This window comes from Sphaerospermopsis aphanizomenoides BCCUSP55 (assembly GCF_001586785.1).
Lineage (GTDB): Bacteria > Cyanobacteriota > Cyanobacteriia > Cyanobacteriales > Nostocaceae > Sphaerospermopsis_A > Sphaerospermopsis_A aphanizomenoides_A.
In genome coordinates, this window is the sequence record NZ_LUFH02000002.1 from 105,376 (window position 1) to 121,571 (window position 16,196).

Here is a 16,196-nt window from a genome sequence, read left to right on the forward strand (position 1 = left end):
AAAACTTTTAAAAGGATAAAATTTGAATTAGTTGATAATCTTTAATAGTGCCTAAAATCCGATATTTTTTAGACAAATTATCAGAGTTAGGTTGATAAATCCAAGCATAACTCAAAGCTGGTAATTGAGAAATTGATTCTACCTCCTGACCGTGAATAGGAGTATAAAAATTGATTAATACAGCATTTTTACCATCTAAATTGACAAAATTAACAGGATGCTGTTGGAGAATTGCAGCAATAGATTCTTGTTGAAAGAAGATTCTAAATGCCGGGTTAAAATCTCCTAATAAGCCTAAACTTCCAGCCGTAGCTAGAGATATCCAAATTGCAATTAACCAACCACCTATCCAGTAACGAGCAGTGAGAAAATTTTGCCCAAAACGGTAACGTAAAATCCAAATTAACGGCACAATTAAACAAGCTAGACCGGAAATTAAAGCCAGAATTGTATATTTTTGAATATCAACAAAACCTGCAATCAAAACCACTATACTAGCTAAAATCAAGATGATGCCTAAAACACCAAAGGCATAGCTGATGTTGCGAGGAATATATGCTTTAATCTGGGTAATTTTTCCCTGTTGGTAAATATTCGCCAACCAGTCTAAACCTACAGCCGCCAACATAGCCATAAATGGGTAAAGACAGAGGCTATAGTGAGCTAAACGAGTAGAAAATATCGTAATTTCTGTAAATAAAGTTATGGGGAAACCTACTAATAACAATTGATAGCGTAAAATGGGTTTACGAATTACTAAAACTAACCCTAAAATGCTGCAAAAGAACCAAGGAAAGGATTTTAACGGCACATTCCAAAAATAATAAAATATGCCATTTCCTGGTCGTTCACTACTACCTAATTCTGCTACAAAACCCAACAACTGACCAACACTATCACCACCATAGCGCAACCAGTTAAACCACAACCAAACTAAAGTAGGAATTAAACCCACTAAACCACCTAGATATAACATTGGGTTAATCAAATGGTGATGACGGCGATGTTCTCCAATTAAATAAGGGAATAATGCCACCATCGGTAAAAAAATCATAAAGCTTCTCATCAAGAAGCCTAAACCAAAACTTACTCCCGCAATAAAACCATAAATCAGGCGATATCGAGGATTTATTTCAGACTTTAATAAACATAAAATTCCTAAACATACTAATAAAATTGTCGGGACATCAGGCGCAGTTAGACGACAATATTGTAGCCAGATAAATTCCACACTCAAAATAGCAGTTGATAGGTAAGCCAGTTTTTCTCCTAGCAAGATTTTTGCTATTTCATATATAATTAATGCGCTGATAATTCCGGCAATCATACTAGGTATACGCGCACTAATATCACTCACACCAAACAACTTATAAAAAATCGCAATTAACCAATAAAAACCAGGAGTTTTATGATGAGCGTTACCCCACGGCGCTATCCAGTCACCAGAATCAAAGATTAAACGCGCTCTCCTGGCATAAAGAGCTTCATCGTGAGCCATCAGGCTGGTTTGACCAGAAGTAAATAACAATAAAGGAATGAGCCAAATTAACAAACTGATATAGGGAAATTTTTTAATTAAAAGAATAAACTGTTTAAGATTTAGAAATAAAGATGATTGGTACAACATTGATTGCAGAAGATGTGAATGTTAAGTAGTCGTGCAAAATAAATTTTATAGTTAGGAGAGGGAATAGGGAATAGGAAATAGGTAAGGAATACAGACATTTTTGTTTTCAATCAATATGTACAATTAATTTTGCTTGGGTACTTACTATTTATTAGTGATCACCAACCTGGATTATACGTGAAAAAATTTTTCTTTTCTTATCTTTGTGTTCTTTGCGTCCTTTGCGGTTTTAAAAAAACAATTTATGCACTGTTGCATTTGTGACAACAACACCAATTTGACAACATTTATATATGCGGACTGAAATTTACTTTTATGGTCAAAATAACTTAAATTAGTATACAAAATTAACACCAGCTACAAAAAAACTTTTCCTAAATAGACATTTATGCTGTTGCGACCAGACCAACGCCTGAAGATAGATGATACAGATGATAAGTTGTTTTACGATTACCCGCGCTTTGTCACCCATGTTGATGAAGGCTTTATTCAACAGCTAACAGATTTATATCGTCAGCGACTCAAACCCAAGACCCGCATTTTTGATATGATGAGTAGCTGGGTCTCTCATCTACCAGAAGAAATAGAGTTTGACCATGTGGAAGGACATGGACTTAATGCTGAGGAATTAGCACGTAACCCGCGATTGAACCATTATTTTGTGCAGAATATTAACGCACAGCCTCAATTACCCTTACCAGATCAAGATTTTGATGCTGTTGTCAATTGTGTATCTGTTCAGTACATCCAATATCCAGAAGCTGTATTTTCGGAGATTCATCGCATTCTTAAACCTGGTGGTGTGGCTATTATCAGCTTTTCCAACCGGATGTTTTATCAAAAAGCGATTCAAGTTTGGCGGGATGCTTCAGAAGCGTCTAGAGTTGAGTTAGTCAAGGGTTACTTTGCCTCAGTACCAGGATTTACTACTCCAGAAGTAATTGTCAATCAATCAACTGCACCGAATTTTTTACAATGGTTGGGTTTATCTGGAGGAGATCCCTTCTATGCAGTGATAGCTTATCGTCGTGAATCATAAAGCTGTCGCAAAATTAGTGCTTCTCAATACCAAATAATGATGAAAAAGTAAATTTTCTGGTGCAAACACTATAGTAGAGCTGATAATTGCCTCAACTCTCAAGTATTGAAGGAGAACAAACGTGAGTTTATTCCGTGGACGTAGGCTTTTAGCCAGTTTATTGCTATCTATTTTATTATTAACTACAGCTTGTTCCCCCAAAGCACCAAATCGCTTTGACCAGGTACAACAGGAAAGCACTAAGCAAAAAACTGGTCAAGCAGTTGCCAAAAATGCCACTCAAGGTAGTCAATTAAACGCATTCTTTCCTGAAGGGGAAGATGGTTATGAGCGAGTCTATACCCAAGAGAAAAAAGGTTTTTCGGAAGCGAATTTGAAAAAAGGCGGTAAAGTTGTAGCTCAATTGGCTATTTCTGACACCACCAGCACCCCTGGAGTAGCGGCAAAATATGCCAACAGCACTCAGAAAATTGATGACTATCCCGCTGTAGAACTGGGTAAAACTCAAACTTCGGTTTTGGTGGGTAAGTACCAAGTGAAGGTAATTTCTAAAGATCCATTATTTAACGCCAGCGATCGCGCAGATTGGATCGAAAAATTTGATCTTGACGGTTTAGCTAAGTTGAAATGACTTGTACTCTAAACTTCAAATGTCAAAGTTGCCACAGTAATTAGCACCATAGAAAAAACACAGATCCATATCTAATCAACGTTTGCATCTGACTGCTGACTGCTATAACAAACTATCAATCAGGAGATTTTTGTGAGTAAATCAATATTCGAGTTAGTTGATCAACTACCCACCAGTGGTTTAACAGTTTCGATGTTAAATGCTTTAGATTTTATTGCTCCCGGTGAATGGAATAATACGGTGGGTTTTGTCAATACTATTAAAACCGTCACTGGAGAAACTGATGAATCTTTAATTCAAGCTATTGGTGAACGGGCAATTTATCTTTTCAATGACAGATCCCAAGGATATCAAACCGCTTTATGGCTTTATCAAACTGTTGATGGCACTGATAAGGCTTTAGGTGCAGCAGCGTTGGCTAATAAAGTCGGTGAAGCTATACCTCTATTCGGGTTTTTAAACTCTATCACTCCTAAAGCAGATAAAGCCCAAACGATTGATTTAACATTAAAAGTCGTGGCTGAATTAGTCGCTTTTTGCCAAATTAATGGTATTCCTGGTGATAGTATTGGGGATTTTGTTGGTGCTTTAGGCGAATATAGTGGGGAATCAATGATTCGCATGGCAGCATTAATTTGTGTTGATGGAATTATCCCTCTTGGCCCTGATTTTATCCAAAAATCTTTAACTCTGTTAAGCCAAATGAATCCCCAAGAGTTGGATCAAAACTCCACCTTCAAAGCGATGAGTAACTTCATTCCTGGTAGCGGTAGTGGTGGTAAATTAGACTTTATTGGTGAAAGTCTTCATTCTGTTAAAGGTTGGATGAATGGCATAGTTTCTGCTAATGCTTTAACAGCACAAAAGGTTCTTGGTAATCTGAAAGGTTTTCTGGAATTTAGTGATGACAAATTAGATTATGTGGCGGCGTTTCTAGATATGTCTACAAATTACTATGAACATACAGGAACACAAACTTTAGCTCGACGCTTGATTGAACGCGCTGTGGCAGAAATTTAACTAATTTTCTCGCCCAAATACAACTTGTAGTAGTGCCGACAACAAATACAGCACTACTACAAACAGGTTTTTCTATTAATGTCTACTAATTGCTTGTGGTTGGTAGAATATATCACCACAAAAAACAGAAGTTCAGCGGAATAATGAAGGGATGCTAACTGGTTTTTACAGTTGCGGTGAACATTACTCTGGAGTTATTGCACCGGACAAGGCAGTGAGGACATCAACTCATAGCGTAGATGGGCGTAAGCCATTGGTAAAACTTAGACCATAAAAGGCTTGAAACCCTGTCACCTGTCACCTGTCACCTGTTATATCACTTAAACCGAGAACGTTGTTGACGACGTTGCTTGTGTCTAGCGATTGCTTTACGCTTCTCTTTTTCTAAAGGTGTTTCAAAATGGCGATTCTTCCGCATATCTTGGAAAATACCAGCTTTAGAAACTTCTCGCTTAAATCTCCGTAAAGCTGATTCAATACCTTCATTTTCCCCCAAAACTACTTGTGTCATTCTCATTCCTCCTTTTGTGGTTTAATACATACAAGCTAGAGTTAAAAAAAATATCTCAGCAGAGTCGAAACTTTAATTGTATCTGCTGGAGACTCTAGATTTAAAAATTTTTCAGAACAAAATTAATAGCGGCGATCGCCACGGCCACCACCTGAACGACCACCTCCACCGCCCCAGCTACCACGAGAAGGTCTTTCTTCACGGGGTTTAGCTTTGTTCACTTTTAAATCTCGTCCCATCCATTCTGCACCATCCAGTGCTGCAATGGCTGCTGTTTCTTCTGCTTCAGACCCCATTTCCACGAAGGCAAAACCCCGTGGACGGCCTGTTTCCCTATCAGTAGGTAACTGCACACGGGCAACTGTCCCGTACTCAGCAAAAGTTTGCTTCAGGTCTTCTTCTGTAACCTGATAGGACAAATTTCCAACGTAAATCGACATAGACGGATGGTCTCCCAAACCAGAGCGTGTAGAGAGTTAGATTCGGAGAGACTCATTTAACAGAAATTCAAACGACTTACTCAACCGAAAATAATCCTTATAGCCGCCAGTATAGCACAGCCTTTTAATATGAACTGTTGATGTAGGACTGGTATTTGATTTTTGAAATTATCTGTGTAGAGAGGGAACAGGGAACTCTTAACAGGGAACAGGGGAAGTGTACGGAGTGTTTTTCAAGAATCAAATATGATTCCTATATACTCTGATTTAGCAACGCCGAAAATGTCAATTCATTCTCTAATTCTGTAACGCTTCAAACTGGTATAAAATTTGCTCTGCTTTTTGGCACAATATTTCATGATCTTGAGAACTACTTGCCAACAATCCCCCCCATTGGTTGACATCACCAGTGTTATACTCCAATGGCTTGCCATCAAAATGAGTAAATTTACCACCAGCTTCTGTTAAAATTAGTTCGGGCGCAGCCATATCCCAATCTTTGGGTGCAGATTTACCAGAAAGGGAAATATAAACATCTGCCTGTTGTTCCACAATAGTAGTAACTTTACAACCTACACTGCCAATCGCTTTTTGTTTTTGACAGGGTAAATTTTTAAGTAAATATTCTAACTTGTCATTGCGATGGGAACGACTGACAACCAAGGTTAGATCTTCAATAGGTTTATCAGCAGGAACTTTCAAGGGATGACAACCATTAACGGTTTCCACAAAAGTACCACCACCTTTGGTAGCATAATATATCTTCTCTGCTTCAGGTATTGCTACCACTGCTAAAACTGGCCTGGTATCTTGAACCAAAGCTATGTGAATTGCATACTCCCCAGTTTTATCAATAAAGTCTCTTGTCCCATCCAAAGGATCAATTATCCACACCAACTCAGCAGGATTTTTACCCTGTTGGGTTTTATAGGTTTCTTCACAGATATAACCAAAATCTTCTTGACCAAAAGCTGACTGGAGGTTGGATAGGATGTATTTACTAACGGCTACATCGGCAACAGTAACAGGCTCATTTTGCTTATATTGTACGTCTAAGTTCGGGTCTGGGGCAGTTCCCTGATAGTAGGAACGCAGTAACTTAGCTGCACCCCAACCTACTTCACGAGTAATTTTTAGTATTTCTTCCAAGTCTGTCATTCTTTTGGTTTTGGTAAAGTATAAACTTTATGAAAAGCTCACGCAAAGGCGCAAAGGCGCAAAGGTATCATCAGTTTACAAAAAATAAGTTAGTTTTGGGGATTTTGTCCTTAATCTCTGCTTTGGTAGTGATGATAGCCTCTACGGCTACTAGTATATATTTTTATGGTGACAATTATACACCTCTTCAGGCAGATGCAGCAATTGTTTTAGGTGCAGCAGTCTGGGGAAAACAACCATCTCCTGTTTTTCGAGAACGGATTAACCATTCTATTAATTTATATCAACGTGGTTATGTTCGCGCTCTCATTTTCACTGGGGGAGTAGGTTCTGGTGATGAATTAGCAGAAGCGGTTGTTGGTCAATACTATGCTGTCAAAAAAGGTGTAAAATCATCTCATATTTTGATGGAAACTACATCTAGAACCACTTACCAAAATCTGCAAAATGCTTCGGAAGTAGTGGCAAATTACCCATATAAAACATTTCTCATTGTTAGTGATCCATTACATTTGAAACGTGCGGTTTTAATGGCTAGAGATTTAGGTTTAGATGCACAACCATCTCCTACACCTACTACCCGCTATCAAAGTTTAAATAGTCAGTTGCCTTTTTTGATGCGAGAAACTTATTTTTATTTTGTTTATTTATTATTTAAAATCTAATTTGGAGCATCCCCAATGTGTAAGTTTATTTTGTGGAAATCTGGCAATTGCTCTAAGGCTTGATATAAATTAACCGCAAATAACGCATAGACTTGGAGCGGCTTTCCGCAGGCTAGGACACAAAGTTCAGATGGTTTGAAAGAGTTTATTTGTATGGCTGTGTTTATTTTTTCAAAATTGGGATGCTCCCCTCTAATTTTAAATCTAGTTTAACTTTCCATCCAACGGCGTGTTCCGAAATATTTACAAGCTTCGGCAGCAATGTTACTAGCTGAAGCCAGGGCATCTAGGAAATTTGACTGTAAAATATAATGACAAAAAGCGCCATGAAAAATATCTCCTGCGCCTAATGTATCAACAGTTGAAATTTTCGGTACATTGATCAAACCTCTTTGTTCATAGTTTAAATATTCTATCGGCTTTTCTCCTTGGGTAATGGCAATATGAGGAATTTTCAAAACTTGCAAATAATTAAGAACATCTGCTTGATTTTTGCAGTTGGGGGGATAAAAGTTAGCGGAACAAATTGCATAATCTACATAAGGTAATATTTCCTCAAATCCTGGTTTCCAGCTACCTCCATCAATGACAACCGGGATATTTTGATTTCTAGCTTCTTGGACAATAGCTTTACTTACTGCCATTTGATGTCCATCAATTAAGACAATATCAATATTCTCTAATATATTGATGGGAATAGAACTAATATTAGCTTGGGTTTTCACTGCATTGATAGAAATTACTGCCCGTTCTCCTGTACTTTGGGTGACAATAATTGAAGATACTGGTGGTGATGTTTGTTTACTAGCATCTAAGTCAATAATTTCAACTTGGTAATTTTTTATATCTGTATCAATCAACTGTGTCATGGGATGTGAACCCAACACACCTAAAATTTTTGATGTATTACCTAAGTAACTAAATGTAACAGATGCATTAGTGGCTGGTCCACCTGCTGCTACAGTATGATCAGTAGCAACTAATTTTTGATTATTCTGCGGCGGTGATTGGGAAAGATAAATTAAGTCTAAGGTGATTAAACCGACAAATAAGGCAGATTTTGTCATTGGTGATTCGTAATTGGTGATTGGTAAATTATAGAATATTTGCTCTATTTTTATCTATGAATAAAACTACTCATGACAATGATTTTTATGCTTGGACACAAGAACAAGCACATCTGTTGAGAACAGAACAATTTCATCAAATTGATTTTGCTCATATTGCGGAAGAACTAGAAGACATGGGACGTTCAGAAAAACGAGAATTAGAAAGCAGATTAGAAATGTTAATTATGCATCTACTGAAGTGGCAATTTCAGCCTAATTTACGTTCTCGCAGTTGGCAATTAACTATCAAAGAACAACGTTTACGTTTGGAAAAACTTTTAAAAGAAAACCCCAGTCTTAACTCTTATTTAGAAGATTCACTAGACAAAACTTATCAACTTGCTATGATCAGCGCAGAACGAGAAACGGGGTTGTCTTCATTTCCTGAAACTTGTCCTTACAGTTTAACAGAAATCTTTACACTAGAATTTTTACCCACTAGTATATAATAAACGTCATAATAGCGATAATAGTTTTCTTTAGTAGAGAGCAACAAATATATGTTCAAAAACATGGCGATGGATGCACTGGGTTTGAGTGATATTGGTGCTGTAATTAAACCCGAAGATTATGACAAGGTTGATAGTGATGACTATGTGATGCATGAAGAAGGTGAAAAAATCTATTTTTTGATTAAATCAAAAACCGATGAATACTGTTTTACTAATTTGGCTTTGATTCATCTTGATGGCAATTCTGCTGTAAGCAAGAAACGCTTACTTAAGCGGTTTAGTTATAGCCATAACATGATTAAAGATGTGAAATTAGAAACCGCTGGAACAATAGATATGGACATCGAAATCAAGTTAATTATGGGTGATCAATCCTATTCTATTGATGTTGCTAAAAGTTATATTGCACCCTTGAAAGACTTGTACAAAGCTTTACTAAAAATTGCATCCATTCAACGAGAAAATGCTCTCTATCACCAATATGCTCAAACCAGCTTAAGTACGGCTGCCAGCACAGTTAGTCGTTGTACAACTACATCTACTTCAGAAGAACAGTTTAAGGCAATTAACTGGTATGCTTTTAATTGGTTAAAGTATGCTCATGAAACTTATGTGCGTAAAGATTTTGGGGAGATTTTTGAGAAGTTTATTAACAACTAATTTTGTAAGAAGCATTCAGCTATTAGCAGTCAGCATTCAGTTGTTTAACGGTTACGCAAAAAATCAATATTTGAGAATTTAGCAATAGATCAAATATTCTGACTCCTGACTCCTGAATGCTTACGTTTTTTATGATGTAAAATATTATGCAAAATTATGCAAACTGAACCAAAACCAGGAACATTATACATAGTTGGTACACCGATTGGCAATCTGGAAGATATGACTTTTCGGGCGGTACGAATTTTACAAGCAGTGGATATAATTGCGGCAGAAGATACAAGACATACAGGAAAATTGTTGCAACATTTTCAAGTGCAAACGCCGCAGATGAGTTATCATGAACATAATCGCAGCAGTCGCATTCCTGAATTACTGGAATATTTACAATTTGGAAAAGCGATCGCACTGGTTAGTGATGCGGGAATGCCAGGAATTTCTGACCCTGGATATGAATTAGTGAAAGCTTGTGTTGATGCAGGAATTACTGTTGTTCCTATTCCTAGTGCTACCGCTGCTATTACCGCCTTAAGCGCATCGGGTTTACCAACCAATAGGTTTATTTTTGATGGATTTTTACCGGCAAAAAGTCAACAACGAAGAGAATATTTAGAATCATTATTAACAGAATCACGGACTTTAGTTTTTTATGAGTCTCCCCATCGGTTGCGGGATACATTACAAGATTTAGCAGATATTTTAGGGAGCGATCGCTTAATAGTCATAGCACGAGAACTAACTAAATTATATGAAGAATTTTGGCGGGGGACAATTAGTGATGCGATCGCCCATTACCAACAAAAAGAACCCCAAGGGGAATATACCCTGTTAGTAGCAGGAATACCACCCACTAAACCTCAACTCACAGAAGCAGAACTGAAAGCTGAGTTATTAGAAATGATGAAACAGGGAGTTTCTCGTTCCCAAGCCAGCCGACAATTAGCAAAAGATATATCAATTTCCCGCCGTCAATTATATCAATTAGCCCTGTCTATTGACTTAGATTCTGAATCTGTAATCACTTCTGAATAAAGGAAAAACCAGGGAGGAAAAAACATAGAAATGCTGGTTTTCTTCCCTAGTTTATGGCTACTAACTTTGAAAATCTAGGATTACTATAGTATTCCTGTAATTAGGTTATAAATAATAGTGAGATGCTGATGAACGTAATATAGCAGAAGTCAGGAGTCAGGAGTAAAACCCTCTTGTAGTCAGAGTTTCATTATCAATTGATGTCCTAACCACCCTGTCCAAGGCTATAACAATTGATAACTTGGTTATTTAGTCAGACCTTTGCAGTTTATTATCATCAAATTAAGATTTCATTAAGACCAGTTACAGCAGCAGGTTAACAAACTCAAGGATCGATATTTGACACTCCCCAGTCTAAGGGACTTCCAACTAAAAAAATATTCCATCGTTTGGGTCAGCAGGGGAGGAAGAATCTCATACTCATATTGGTTCTCACTCATTGAATAATTTAATTTCTGGAAGTCCCTAAGAGGTTGTTTGATAGCTTGCGTGGCGTAGCCATAAACTTTTTCCTGTAGTATCTGACACCCACAGATCCCCCTAAATCCCCCTTTTTAAGGAGGGGCTAGGGGAGGATATAACGATTTTTAATACATCACCAAAGACTTCTAAAACATCCTCTCATACTTAAATATTCACAGGCGACTAAGGCGTTAGCCTTGCTTATATGACGGACTATTCTCTTAGCGTGTTCACTCCGTTGCCTACTTACTTTCTGGATGGTTTTGCCAAGTTTGAGGCTAATATTACAATGGAGATTATTGACAAATTGAGGACAGACTCAGAATGACCCAAGTGGTTCTAGGAGAAAACGAAGGAATAGATTCAGCCCTGCGTCGGTTTAAACGCCAAGTGTCCAAAGCTGGTATTTTGGCTGACGTAAAGTATCATCGCCACTTTGAAACCCCCCTGGAAAAGCGCAAACGTAAAGCAGTCGCAGCTAGACGGAAACGTCGTTTTAAATAAACCTATTCGGTGTGGTATTAGCGTTGCTTGCAGAAATCAATATAAAACAAGCAAAATCGTTGTGCCATTTTCTTAGAAAAATTCAACCAGCTGTGACGCACCCCTTATTGGGGTGTCATCCTATTTTCAAATTTGTGCGTAAGCCTGTAAACTTGGTTAGATGGAGCAAGCGAAAACCGCTGTCCATCAACCAAAATCAAGACACTTGAAAACAACGAGTTACAGAAGCTTTCAGCAATCAGCAATTAGCAGTCAAACTCTTTTCGTGCAAAGCTTTGCGATGGAAATTTGTACCTTATTTTGTCACCTATCACCTGCTATAAGTCAACAGACCAGCTATTGCAACGATTCATCGCCTTTTCTACTCCCTGCTTCAAGGTCAGTTCTACACAGTCAACCACAAAGTCCAGCACCAAAGTCATTGATTTGGTTTCCGTCGCAGAAAAACGCCCCAAAACATGAGAAACCGTATCGGTATTATCATCATTAGCTGCACCTTTGGGTTTACCAATACCGATTCTTAAGCGAGGAAAATTTTGACTACTCAAATGAGAGATAGTGCTTTTCATGCCGTTATGTCCACCCGCTGAACCAGACAAGCGCAAACGAGTTTTTCCCAAAGGCAAATCCATATCATCATAAATTACTAGCACCGACTCCGGCGGCAATTTATACCAACTTGTCACCGCTTGGATTGACTGTCCGGAACGATTCATATAAGTTAGGGGTTTCAAGAGACGAATTTTGCCGCCACCTGGTGCAATACCTTCGCCAAACTGTCCTTGAAACTTACGATTTTCCGCCAGAGGAATTTGCCAAGCGCGAGAAATAACATCTACAGCCGCAAAGCCAATATTATGGCGAGTTTGGTCATACTTAGGTTCAGGATTCCCCAAACCTACTATTAGCTGGGGAATCACCAAAGCTGGTTGGGTAATAGCTTCTGTCATCCGATTTTGGATTTTGGATTTTGGATTTTAGATTTTAGATTTTGGATTTCGGATTGATTTTAATTTTTAACTTTTAGTTTTTCATTCCGCCCACTTACTTAGCTAGTGGGAGAAGAACCAGTATTTTCTTGCGGTGATTTCCCAGATTCAATTTGCTTAGGTTCGAGTTCAGCCGTAGTTTTCACAGCTTGTTCCAATTGTTCAGCTTCCCGTTTAAACTCATTTTGAAATTCATTAGAAGCTTCTTGGAAACCGCGAATGGTTTTACCTAAACTCCGACCAATTTCTGGTAGCTTTTTCGGTCCAAAAATTAAAAGCGCAACCACCATAATTAGACCCATTTCTGGTAGACCAATACCAAATATATTCATTATTTTTTCCTTTAGATCATCTCATATCCATAAAATATATCAGGAGTTTATGAGTATGGCTTACACCAAGCGCCACTATTAGAATAAATAAAAAAGAAGGAGAAATAAAGAAGTTTTTCCCTACACCCCATACCCCACTGGTTGAAAAACCCGGACAAGCCGGGTCTATGATGATGGCTGTATAGCAATTAGCCGCCTAGACTGCGCCAATCAACAAGTACATCCTGAATTAACAGTGACTTATTGTAAACTTGCAGAATAATTAGCAAAAACACGAAAAATAAACCCATAAAAACAGCCATTACAGGTGTTGTACCCCAACCCGGAGCGACTTTACCATACTCAGCATTTAAGGGTCTGAGGATATCTCCCAACCTAGTCCGTTGTGCCATAGTTCACCTAAGATCAGTTGCCAAAGCTTTTTTAATCTTCTTTTACATTCCCAAACCCTAACAGGGCTTGGATTTTTGGAATGAACCCGCCGCTTTCAGGTTGCCCCAATAGCAGGTCTTACAGTTCTTATTTATCCGTCCTATATATTGCCATCTACTTCGTACCCACCTTCCTGATCTATCCTTACTTCTGCACTTTTGTTTAAGTTTTGTAATATTCTATAAACATATCTCTCATAATATAACCCTAAATTTATGGACTTAGAACCCGGTTTAGTGCTTGGTGTTTCCTTTTGTGCCATACTGGTTGCAATCACCGGCATGGCGATCTATACTTCATTTGGACCTCCAAGCAAGCAGTTAAGCGACCCCTTTGAAGACCACGAAGATTAATATTGTTATTAATTTAACCCGGTGGTGGGCAATGCCCACCCTACTGGTGGAAATCATTCTGGTATTTTGTAGGCGAGTCAATGCTTGTACTAAGGCATTTTAAACTCTTTTACTCTGGGGAAATAGATTTGCAGTTTTACCACTAAGGCTAAATTTATCACTTCTGCGAATTTAGTTGAAAGTTAATGATTGTCATCGCCAATTCAAAATTAGAATTTAACTCCTAACTGTCCATTGAAACCACGGACAGAATTATAACCAGCACCAATAAAAATATGTTCAGTTGCGTTTGCTTGGACACCACCAGAGAAAGCAACACCCTTATCTTCTGAATAGTAACCAACTCCCACATAAGGAGAAATTACAGGTAAATTGATAAATTTCAAGACATCAACACCTGTTGCACCATCAGCACCAGTTCCCACTTCCACACCTAAACTCAAAGCCCTAGCACCCACAGCGTAGGTAACATCACCATCCTTTTCCCCCACAGAAACCCAAGGTTGGGGGACAATTTGCGCGGATGCTTGACCAGGATTTAAAAACACAAACAAACCCAAAGAAGCGATAAGAGTTTTGACAATAACTGCTGATTTCATAGCTTTCTTCCCGCTATTTGCCACAATCAATAATCATGACGTATTCCACCTCAATTAAGTGCCTCAAACCAGAAAAGACACAAAGCCAAAAAACACTCTGTGTCCCTCTGCGTTACCTCCGCGTACCTCTGCGTTAAAAACTCTTCCCTCTACATCCTCTCTAAAACCTTAATTCCCAACAAATCTAATCCTAACTTCAGCGTTTTAGCTGTCAAATCACATAACATCAACCGCGAAGTTCTTATAGGTTCTTCAGATTTCAACACCGGACACTTATCATAGAACTTATTAAACTTTTCACTGAGATTATATAAATAATCACACAGACGATTTGGTAATAAATCCTGTTCAACTTCATTAATTACTTCATCCAGTTGTAACAAATGCTTGGCTAAAGTTAATTCTGTTTCTTCTGTCAGAATAATTTTGGCATCTGTTCCTAAATTTTCAAAGTCAATATTACCTTCTCTGCTAATACCTTGTGTTCTTACATAAGCATATAACATATAAGGTGCTGTATTGCCTTTCAAAGCCAGCATCTTATCATAACTAAAAACATAATTGCTAGTACGGTTTTGGCTTAAATCTGCGTATTTTACAGCACTAATACCAACTATCTCAGCAACATTATTAATAAACTCTTCAGTTTCTTCTCTGCCTTCGTCTTGTAATCTTGTTGTTAAATCTGCACGAGTCCGAGAAACAGCTTCATCTAATAAATCTTTTAACCTAACTGTATCACCGGAACGAGTTTTAAATTTCTTTCCGTCATCTCCTAAAACCAAACCGAAGGGAACGTGAACTAATTCCACATCATCAGGTATCCAATCTGCTTTTTTTGCAACTTGGAAAAATTGAGCAAAGTGGTTTGCTTGTCCCGCATCGGTGACGTAAATTATCCGTTTTGCTTGATCTTTTTGAATGCGGTAGCGAACAGATGCTAAATCTGTGGTGGCGTAGTTATAACCACCATCTGATTTTTGGACAATTAAGGGTAAAGGTTCACCTTCTCTGTTAGTAAAACCTTCTAAGAACACACATTTTGCACCTTGGTTTTCTTCTACTAATCCAATTTTTTCTAAATCTTCTACAACTGCTGGAAGATATGGGTTGTAAAAAGATTCTCCTCTTTCAATTAATTGAACATCCAATAAATCATAAATTACTTGAAACTCTTTCCGTGACTGTTCACAAAGTAAATTCCAAGCATGAAGTGTATCTTCTGCACCTGCTTGTAATCTCACAACTTCTTGACGTGCTGTTTCTTGAAAATCTGCATCTGCATCAAATCTTTGTTTAGCTTGACGGTAAAAAGTAACTAAATCTCCAATATCTAAAGCATTAGCAGTTGTCAGTGCGTCTGGGTAAACTTCCCGCAAATAAGCAATTAACATTCCAAATTGCGTACCCCAGTCGCCGACATGATTTAACCGTAATACATCATGTCCACGAAATTCTAAAATCCGGGCAATACAATCACCAATAATTGTAGAACGCAAGTGTCCGACGTGCATTTCTTTAGCAATATTCGGACTGGAAAAATCGACAATTTCTTTTTGGGGATTTTTCGCTTTTGGAACTCCTAACCGAGAATCTGTTTTAATGGCGTTGAGTTGTGCTTCTAGGTAGGATGTTTGTAATTTTAAATTAATAAAACCAGGGCCTGCAATTTCTGGTGGTTCGCAAATATCAGATATATCTAGTTTTTCTACAATAGCAGAAGCGATCGCACGCGGTTGCATTCCCAATTTCTTACTTAGGGATAAAGCCACATTCGCTTGAAAATCTCCAAATTTAGGATTACTCGCCGGTACTAAAATGGGATCTACTCCGGTGTAGTCAGCGCCAAATGCAGCCACCAAAGCCTGTGCTAATTTCAGTTTAAGTTGTTCTTGTGTAGCGTTCATATTTTAATATTATCTGTGTCGAAAATGCTATGGGGCCGCTTAAAGTTGGCATATTCCCAAACGCTTGATTATTCTAACCGAATAATAGGAGTTCAGTAGTATGGCTTACGCCACGCTGCGCTATCAGGAGTTCAGTAGTATGGCTTACGCCACGCTGCGCTATCAGGAGTTCAGTAAAAAGAAGAATTGAAGAATAAAGAACTAATTTTTCTTCCCCTGCTTCCCCTGCTTCCCCTGCTTCCCGTGCCTCCCCTACACCCCTACACCCCTACAC

The 16,196-nt window shown here is 38.1% G+C and carries 19 protein-coding genes; 9 read left to right on the forward strand and 10 right to left on the reverse strand.

Going from position 1 to position 16,196, the window contains the following annotated elements; translation table 11 throughout:
- Positions 1–7: 7 nt before the first annotated feature.
- A complete protein-coding gene (locus tag A0J48_RS00940; RefSeq protein ID WP_200319450.1) occupies positions 8–1,627 on the reverse strand; it encodes an ArnT family glycosyltransferase in 1,620 nt (539 codons plus the stop codon).
- A 388-nt stretch (positions 1,628–2,015) separates the two neighbouring features.
- On the opposite strand from A0J48_RS00940, the gene A0J48_RS00945 reads away from it, so the two are divergent.
- From A0J48_RS00945 to A0J48_RS00955, 3 genes are all read left to right on the forward strand, one after another.
- Positions 2,016–2,666, forward strand: coding sequence for a class I SAM-dependent methyltransferase (locus A0J48_RS00945; RefSeq protein ID WP_200319452.1), 651 nt, complete (start codon positions 2,016–2,018; stop codon positions 2,664–2,666).
- Positions 2,667–2,787: 121 nt separating this feature from the next.
- Positions 2,788–3,297, forward strand: a complete 510-nt coding sequence (locus A0J48_RS00950) for a hypothetical protein (RefSeq protein WP_200319454.1) — start codon at positions 2,788–2,790, stop codon at positions 3,295–3,297.
- A gap of 132 nt (positions 3,298–3,429) precedes the next feature.
- The gene (locus tag A0J48_RS00955; protein WP_200319456.1) at positions 3,430–4,317 is read left to right on the forward strand and encodes a hypothetical protein; all 888 of its coding nucleotides are present in this window, start codon (positions 3,430–3,432) and stop codon (positions 4,315–4,317) included.
- A 316-nt stretch (positions 4,318–4,633) separates the two neighbouring features.
- On the opposite strand, the gene rpsU (A0J48_RS00960) is transcribed toward A0J48_RS00955, so the two are convergent.
- The 3 genes from rpsU (A0J48_RS00960) to A0J48_RS00970 all read right to left on the reverse strand — a co-directional run bounded on the left by rpsU (A0J48_RS00960) (position 4,634) and on the right by A0J48_RS00970 (position 6,426).
- Positions 4,634–4,828, reverse strand: coding sequence for a 30S ribosomal protein S21 (rpsU, locus tag A0J48_RS00960; protein ID WP_013192888.1), 195 nt, complete (start codon positions 4,826–4,828; stop codon positions 4,634–4,636).
- A 122-nt stretch (positions 4,829–4,950) separates the two neighbouring features.
- On the reverse strand, positions 4,951–5,268 hold the full coding sequence (locus A0J48_RS00965) for an RNA recognition motif domain-containing protein (RefSeq protein WP_200319458.1): 318 nt from the start codon (positions 5,266–5,268) through the stop codon (positions 4,951–4,953).
- A 297-nt stretch (positions 5,269–5,565) separates the two neighbouring features.
- A complete protein-coding gene (locus A0J48_RS00970; RefSeq protein WP_200319460.1) occupies positions 5,566–6,426 on the reverse strand; it encodes a 3'(2'),5'-bisphosphate nucleotidase CysQ family protein in 861 nt (286 codons plus the stop codon).
- 29 nt (positions 6,427–6,455) lie between these two features.
- Between A0J48_RS00970 and A0J48_RS00975 the strand changes: the two genes are divergently transcribed.
- Positions 6,456–7,091, forward strand: a complete 636-nt coding sequence (locus A0J48_RS00975; protein ID WP_200319462.1) for a YdcF family protein — start codon at positions 6,456–6,458, stop codon at positions 7,089–7,091.
- A gap of 209 nt (positions 7,092–7,300) precedes the next feature.
- Here the strand turns inward: A0J48_RS00975 and A0J48_RS00980 are convergent, their stop codons facing one another.
- Positions 7,301–8,158, reverse strand: a complete 858-nt coding sequence (locus tag A0J48_RS00980; protein WP_200319464.1) for a sugar kinase — start codon at positions 8,156–8,158, stop codon at positions 7,301–7,303.
- Positions 8,159–8,214: 56 nt separating this feature from the next.
- On the opposite strand from A0J48_RS00980, the gene A0J48_RS00985 reads away from it, so the two are divergent.
- The 4 genes from A0J48_RS00985 (at position 8,215) to rpsU (A0J48_RS01000) (ending at position 11,310) form a co-directional block, all read left to right on the forward strand.
- Positions 8,215–8,649: a DUF29 domain-containing protein gene (locus A0J48_RS00985; protein ID WP_200319466.1), complete on the forward strand. Its 435-nt coding sequence runs from the start codon at positions 8,215–8,217 to the stop codon at positions 8,647–8,649.
- A 51-nt stretch (positions 8,650–8,700) separates the two neighbouring features.
- Positions 8,701–9,312 carry a PH domain-containing protein gene (locus A0J48_RS00990; RefSeq protein WP_200319468.1) on the forward strand — a complete coding sequence of 204 codons (612 nt, stop codon included), beginning with the start codon at positions 8,701–8,703 and terminating at the stop codon, positions 9,310–9,312.
- 156 nt (positions 9,313–9,468) lie between these two features.
- Positions 9,469–10,344: a 16S rRNA (cytidine(1402)-2'-O)-methyltransferase gene (gene rsmI / locus A0J48_RS00995; protein ID WP_200319470.1), complete on the forward strand. Its 876-nt coding sequence runs from the start codon at positions 9,469–9,471 to the stop codon at positions 10,342–10,344.
- Positions 10,345–11,130: 786 nt separating this feature from the next.
- Positions 11,131–11,310 (forward strand): 30S ribosomal protein S21, encoded by a 180-nt coding sequence (rpsU, locus tag A0J48_RS01000; RefSeq protein ID WP_008226419.1) that lies wholly within the window; start codon positions 11,131–11,133, stop codon positions 11,308–11,310.
- A 317-nt stretch (positions 11,311–11,627) separates the two neighbouring features.
- Here rpsU (A0J48_RS01000) and pth read toward each other — a convergent pair whose 3' ends face one another.
- From pth to psbH, 3 genes are all read right to left on the reverse strand, one after another.
- Complete coding sequence (pth, locus tag A0J48_RS01005) at positions 11,628–12,260, reverse strand: aminoacyl-tRNA hydrolase (protein ID WP_200319472.1); 633 nt, start codon at positions 12,258–12,260, stop codon at positions 11,628–11,630.
- A 98-nt stretch (positions 12,261–12,358) separates the two neighbouring features.
- Entirely contained in the window at positions 12,359–12,631 is a 273-nt protein-coding gene (locus A0J48_RS01010) for a TatA/E family twin arginine-targeting protein translocase (protein ID WP_200319474.1), read from the reverse strand.
- 188 nt (positions 12,632–12,819) lie between these two features.
- A complete protein-coding gene (gene psbH / locus A0J48_RS01015) occupies positions 12,820–13,023 on the reverse strand; it encodes a photosystem II reaction center phosphoprotein PsbH (RefSeq protein ID WP_200319476.1) in 204 nt (67 codons plus the stop codon).
- A 255-nt stretch (positions 13,024–13,278) separates the two neighbouring features.
- Between psbH and psbN the strand changes: the two genes are divergently transcribed.
- Positions 13,279–13,416, forward strand: coding sequence for a photosystem II reaction center protein PsbN (gene psbN / locus A0J48_RS01020; RefSeq protein ID WP_200319478.1), 138 nt, complete (start codon positions 13,279–13,281; stop codon positions 13,414–13,416).
- Positions 13,417–13,625: 209 nt separating this feature from the next.
- Here the strand turns inward: psbN and A0J48_RS01025 are convergent, their stop codons facing one another.
- Together A0J48_RS01025 and argS are read right to left on the reverse strand one after the other, a co-directional pair.
- Positions 13,626–14,015: a hypothetical protein gene (locus tag A0J48_RS01025; RefSeq protein WP_200319480.1), complete on the reverse strand. Its 390-nt coding sequence runs from the start codon at positions 14,013–14,015 to the stop codon at positions 13,626–13,628.
- 149 nt (positions 14,016–14,164) lie between these two features.
- On the reverse strand, positions 14,165–15,922 hold the full coding sequence (gene argS / locus A0J48_RS01030) for an arginine--tRNA ligase (protein ID WP_200319482.1): 1,758 nt from the start codon (positions 15,920–15,922) through the stop codon (positions 14,165–14,167).
- Between the last annotated feature and the right edge of the window lie 274 nt (positions 15,923–16,196).

Excerpts from the sequence above, each read along its gene's own strand:
- A0J48_RS00975 (WP_200319462.1), top strand. The coding sequence starts at position 6,456 with ATGAAAAGCTCACGCAAAGGCGCAAAGGCGCAAAGGTATCATCAGTTT.
- rpsU (WP_013192888.1), bottom strand. The coding sequence starts at position 4,828 with ATGACACAAGTAGTTTTGGGGGAAAATGAAGGTATTGAATCAGCTTTA.
- A0J48_RS01010 (WP_200319474.1), bottom strand. The coding sequence starts at position 12,631 with ATGAATATATTTGGTATTGGTCTACCAGAAATGGGTCTAATTATGGTG.
- A0J48_RS00985 (WP_200319466.1), top strand. The coding sequence starts at position 8,215 with ATGAATAAAACTACTCATGACAATGATTTTTATGCTTGGACACAAGAA.
- A0J48_RS00945 (WP_200319452.1), top strand. The coding sequence starts at position 2,016 with ATGCTGTTGCGACCAGACCAACGCCTGAAGATAGATGATACAGATGAT.
- rpsU (WP_008226419.1), top strand. The coding sequence starts at position 11,131 with ATGACCCAAGTGGTTCTAGGAGAAAACGAAGGAATAGATTCAGCCCTG.
- argS (WP_200319482.1), bottom strand. The coding sequence starts at position 15,922 with ATGAACGCTACACAAGAACAACTTAAACTGAAATTAGCACAGGCTTTG.
- psbH (WP_200319476.1), bottom strand. The coding sequence starts at position 13,023 with ATGGCACAACGGACTAGGTTGGGAGATATCCTCAGACCCTTAAATGCT.
- psbN (WP_200319478.1), top strand. The coding sequence starts at position 13,279 with ATGGACTTAGAACCCGGTTTAGTGCTTGGTGTTTCCTTTTGTGCCATA.
- A0J48_RS00965 (WP_200319458.1), bottom strand. The coding sequence starts at position 5,268 with ATGTCGATTTACGTTGGAAATTTGTCCTATCAGGTTACAGAAGAAGAC.
- pth (WP_200319472.1), bottom strand. The coding sequence starts at position 12,260 with ATGACAGAAGCTATTACCCAACCAGCTTTGGTGATTCCCCAGCTAATA.
- rsmI (WP_200319470.1), top strand. The coding sequence starts at position 9,469 with ATGCAAACTGAACCAAAACCAGGAACATTATACATAGTTGGTACACCG.
- A0J48_RS00970 (WP_200319460.1), bottom strand. The coding sequence starts at position 6,426 with ATGACAGACTTGGAAGAAATACTAAAAATTACTCGTGAAGTAGGTTGG.
- A0J48_RS00980 (WP_200319464.1), bottom strand. The coding sequence starts at position 8,158 with ATGACAAAATCTGCCTTATTTGTCGGTTTAATCACCTTAGACTTAATT.
- A0J48_RS00990 (WP_200319468.1), top strand. The coding sequence starts at position 8,701 with ATGTTCAAAAACATGGCGATGGATGCACTGGGTTTGAGTGATATTGGT.
- A0J48_RS00940 (WP_200319450.1), bottom strand. The coding sequence starts at position 1,627 with ATGTTGTACCAATCATCTTTATTTCTAAATCTTAAACAGTTTATTCTT.
- A0J48_RS01025 (WP_200319480.1), bottom strand. The coding sequence starts at position 14,015 with ATGAAATCAGCAGTTATTGTCAAAACTCTTATCGCTTCTTTGGGTTTG.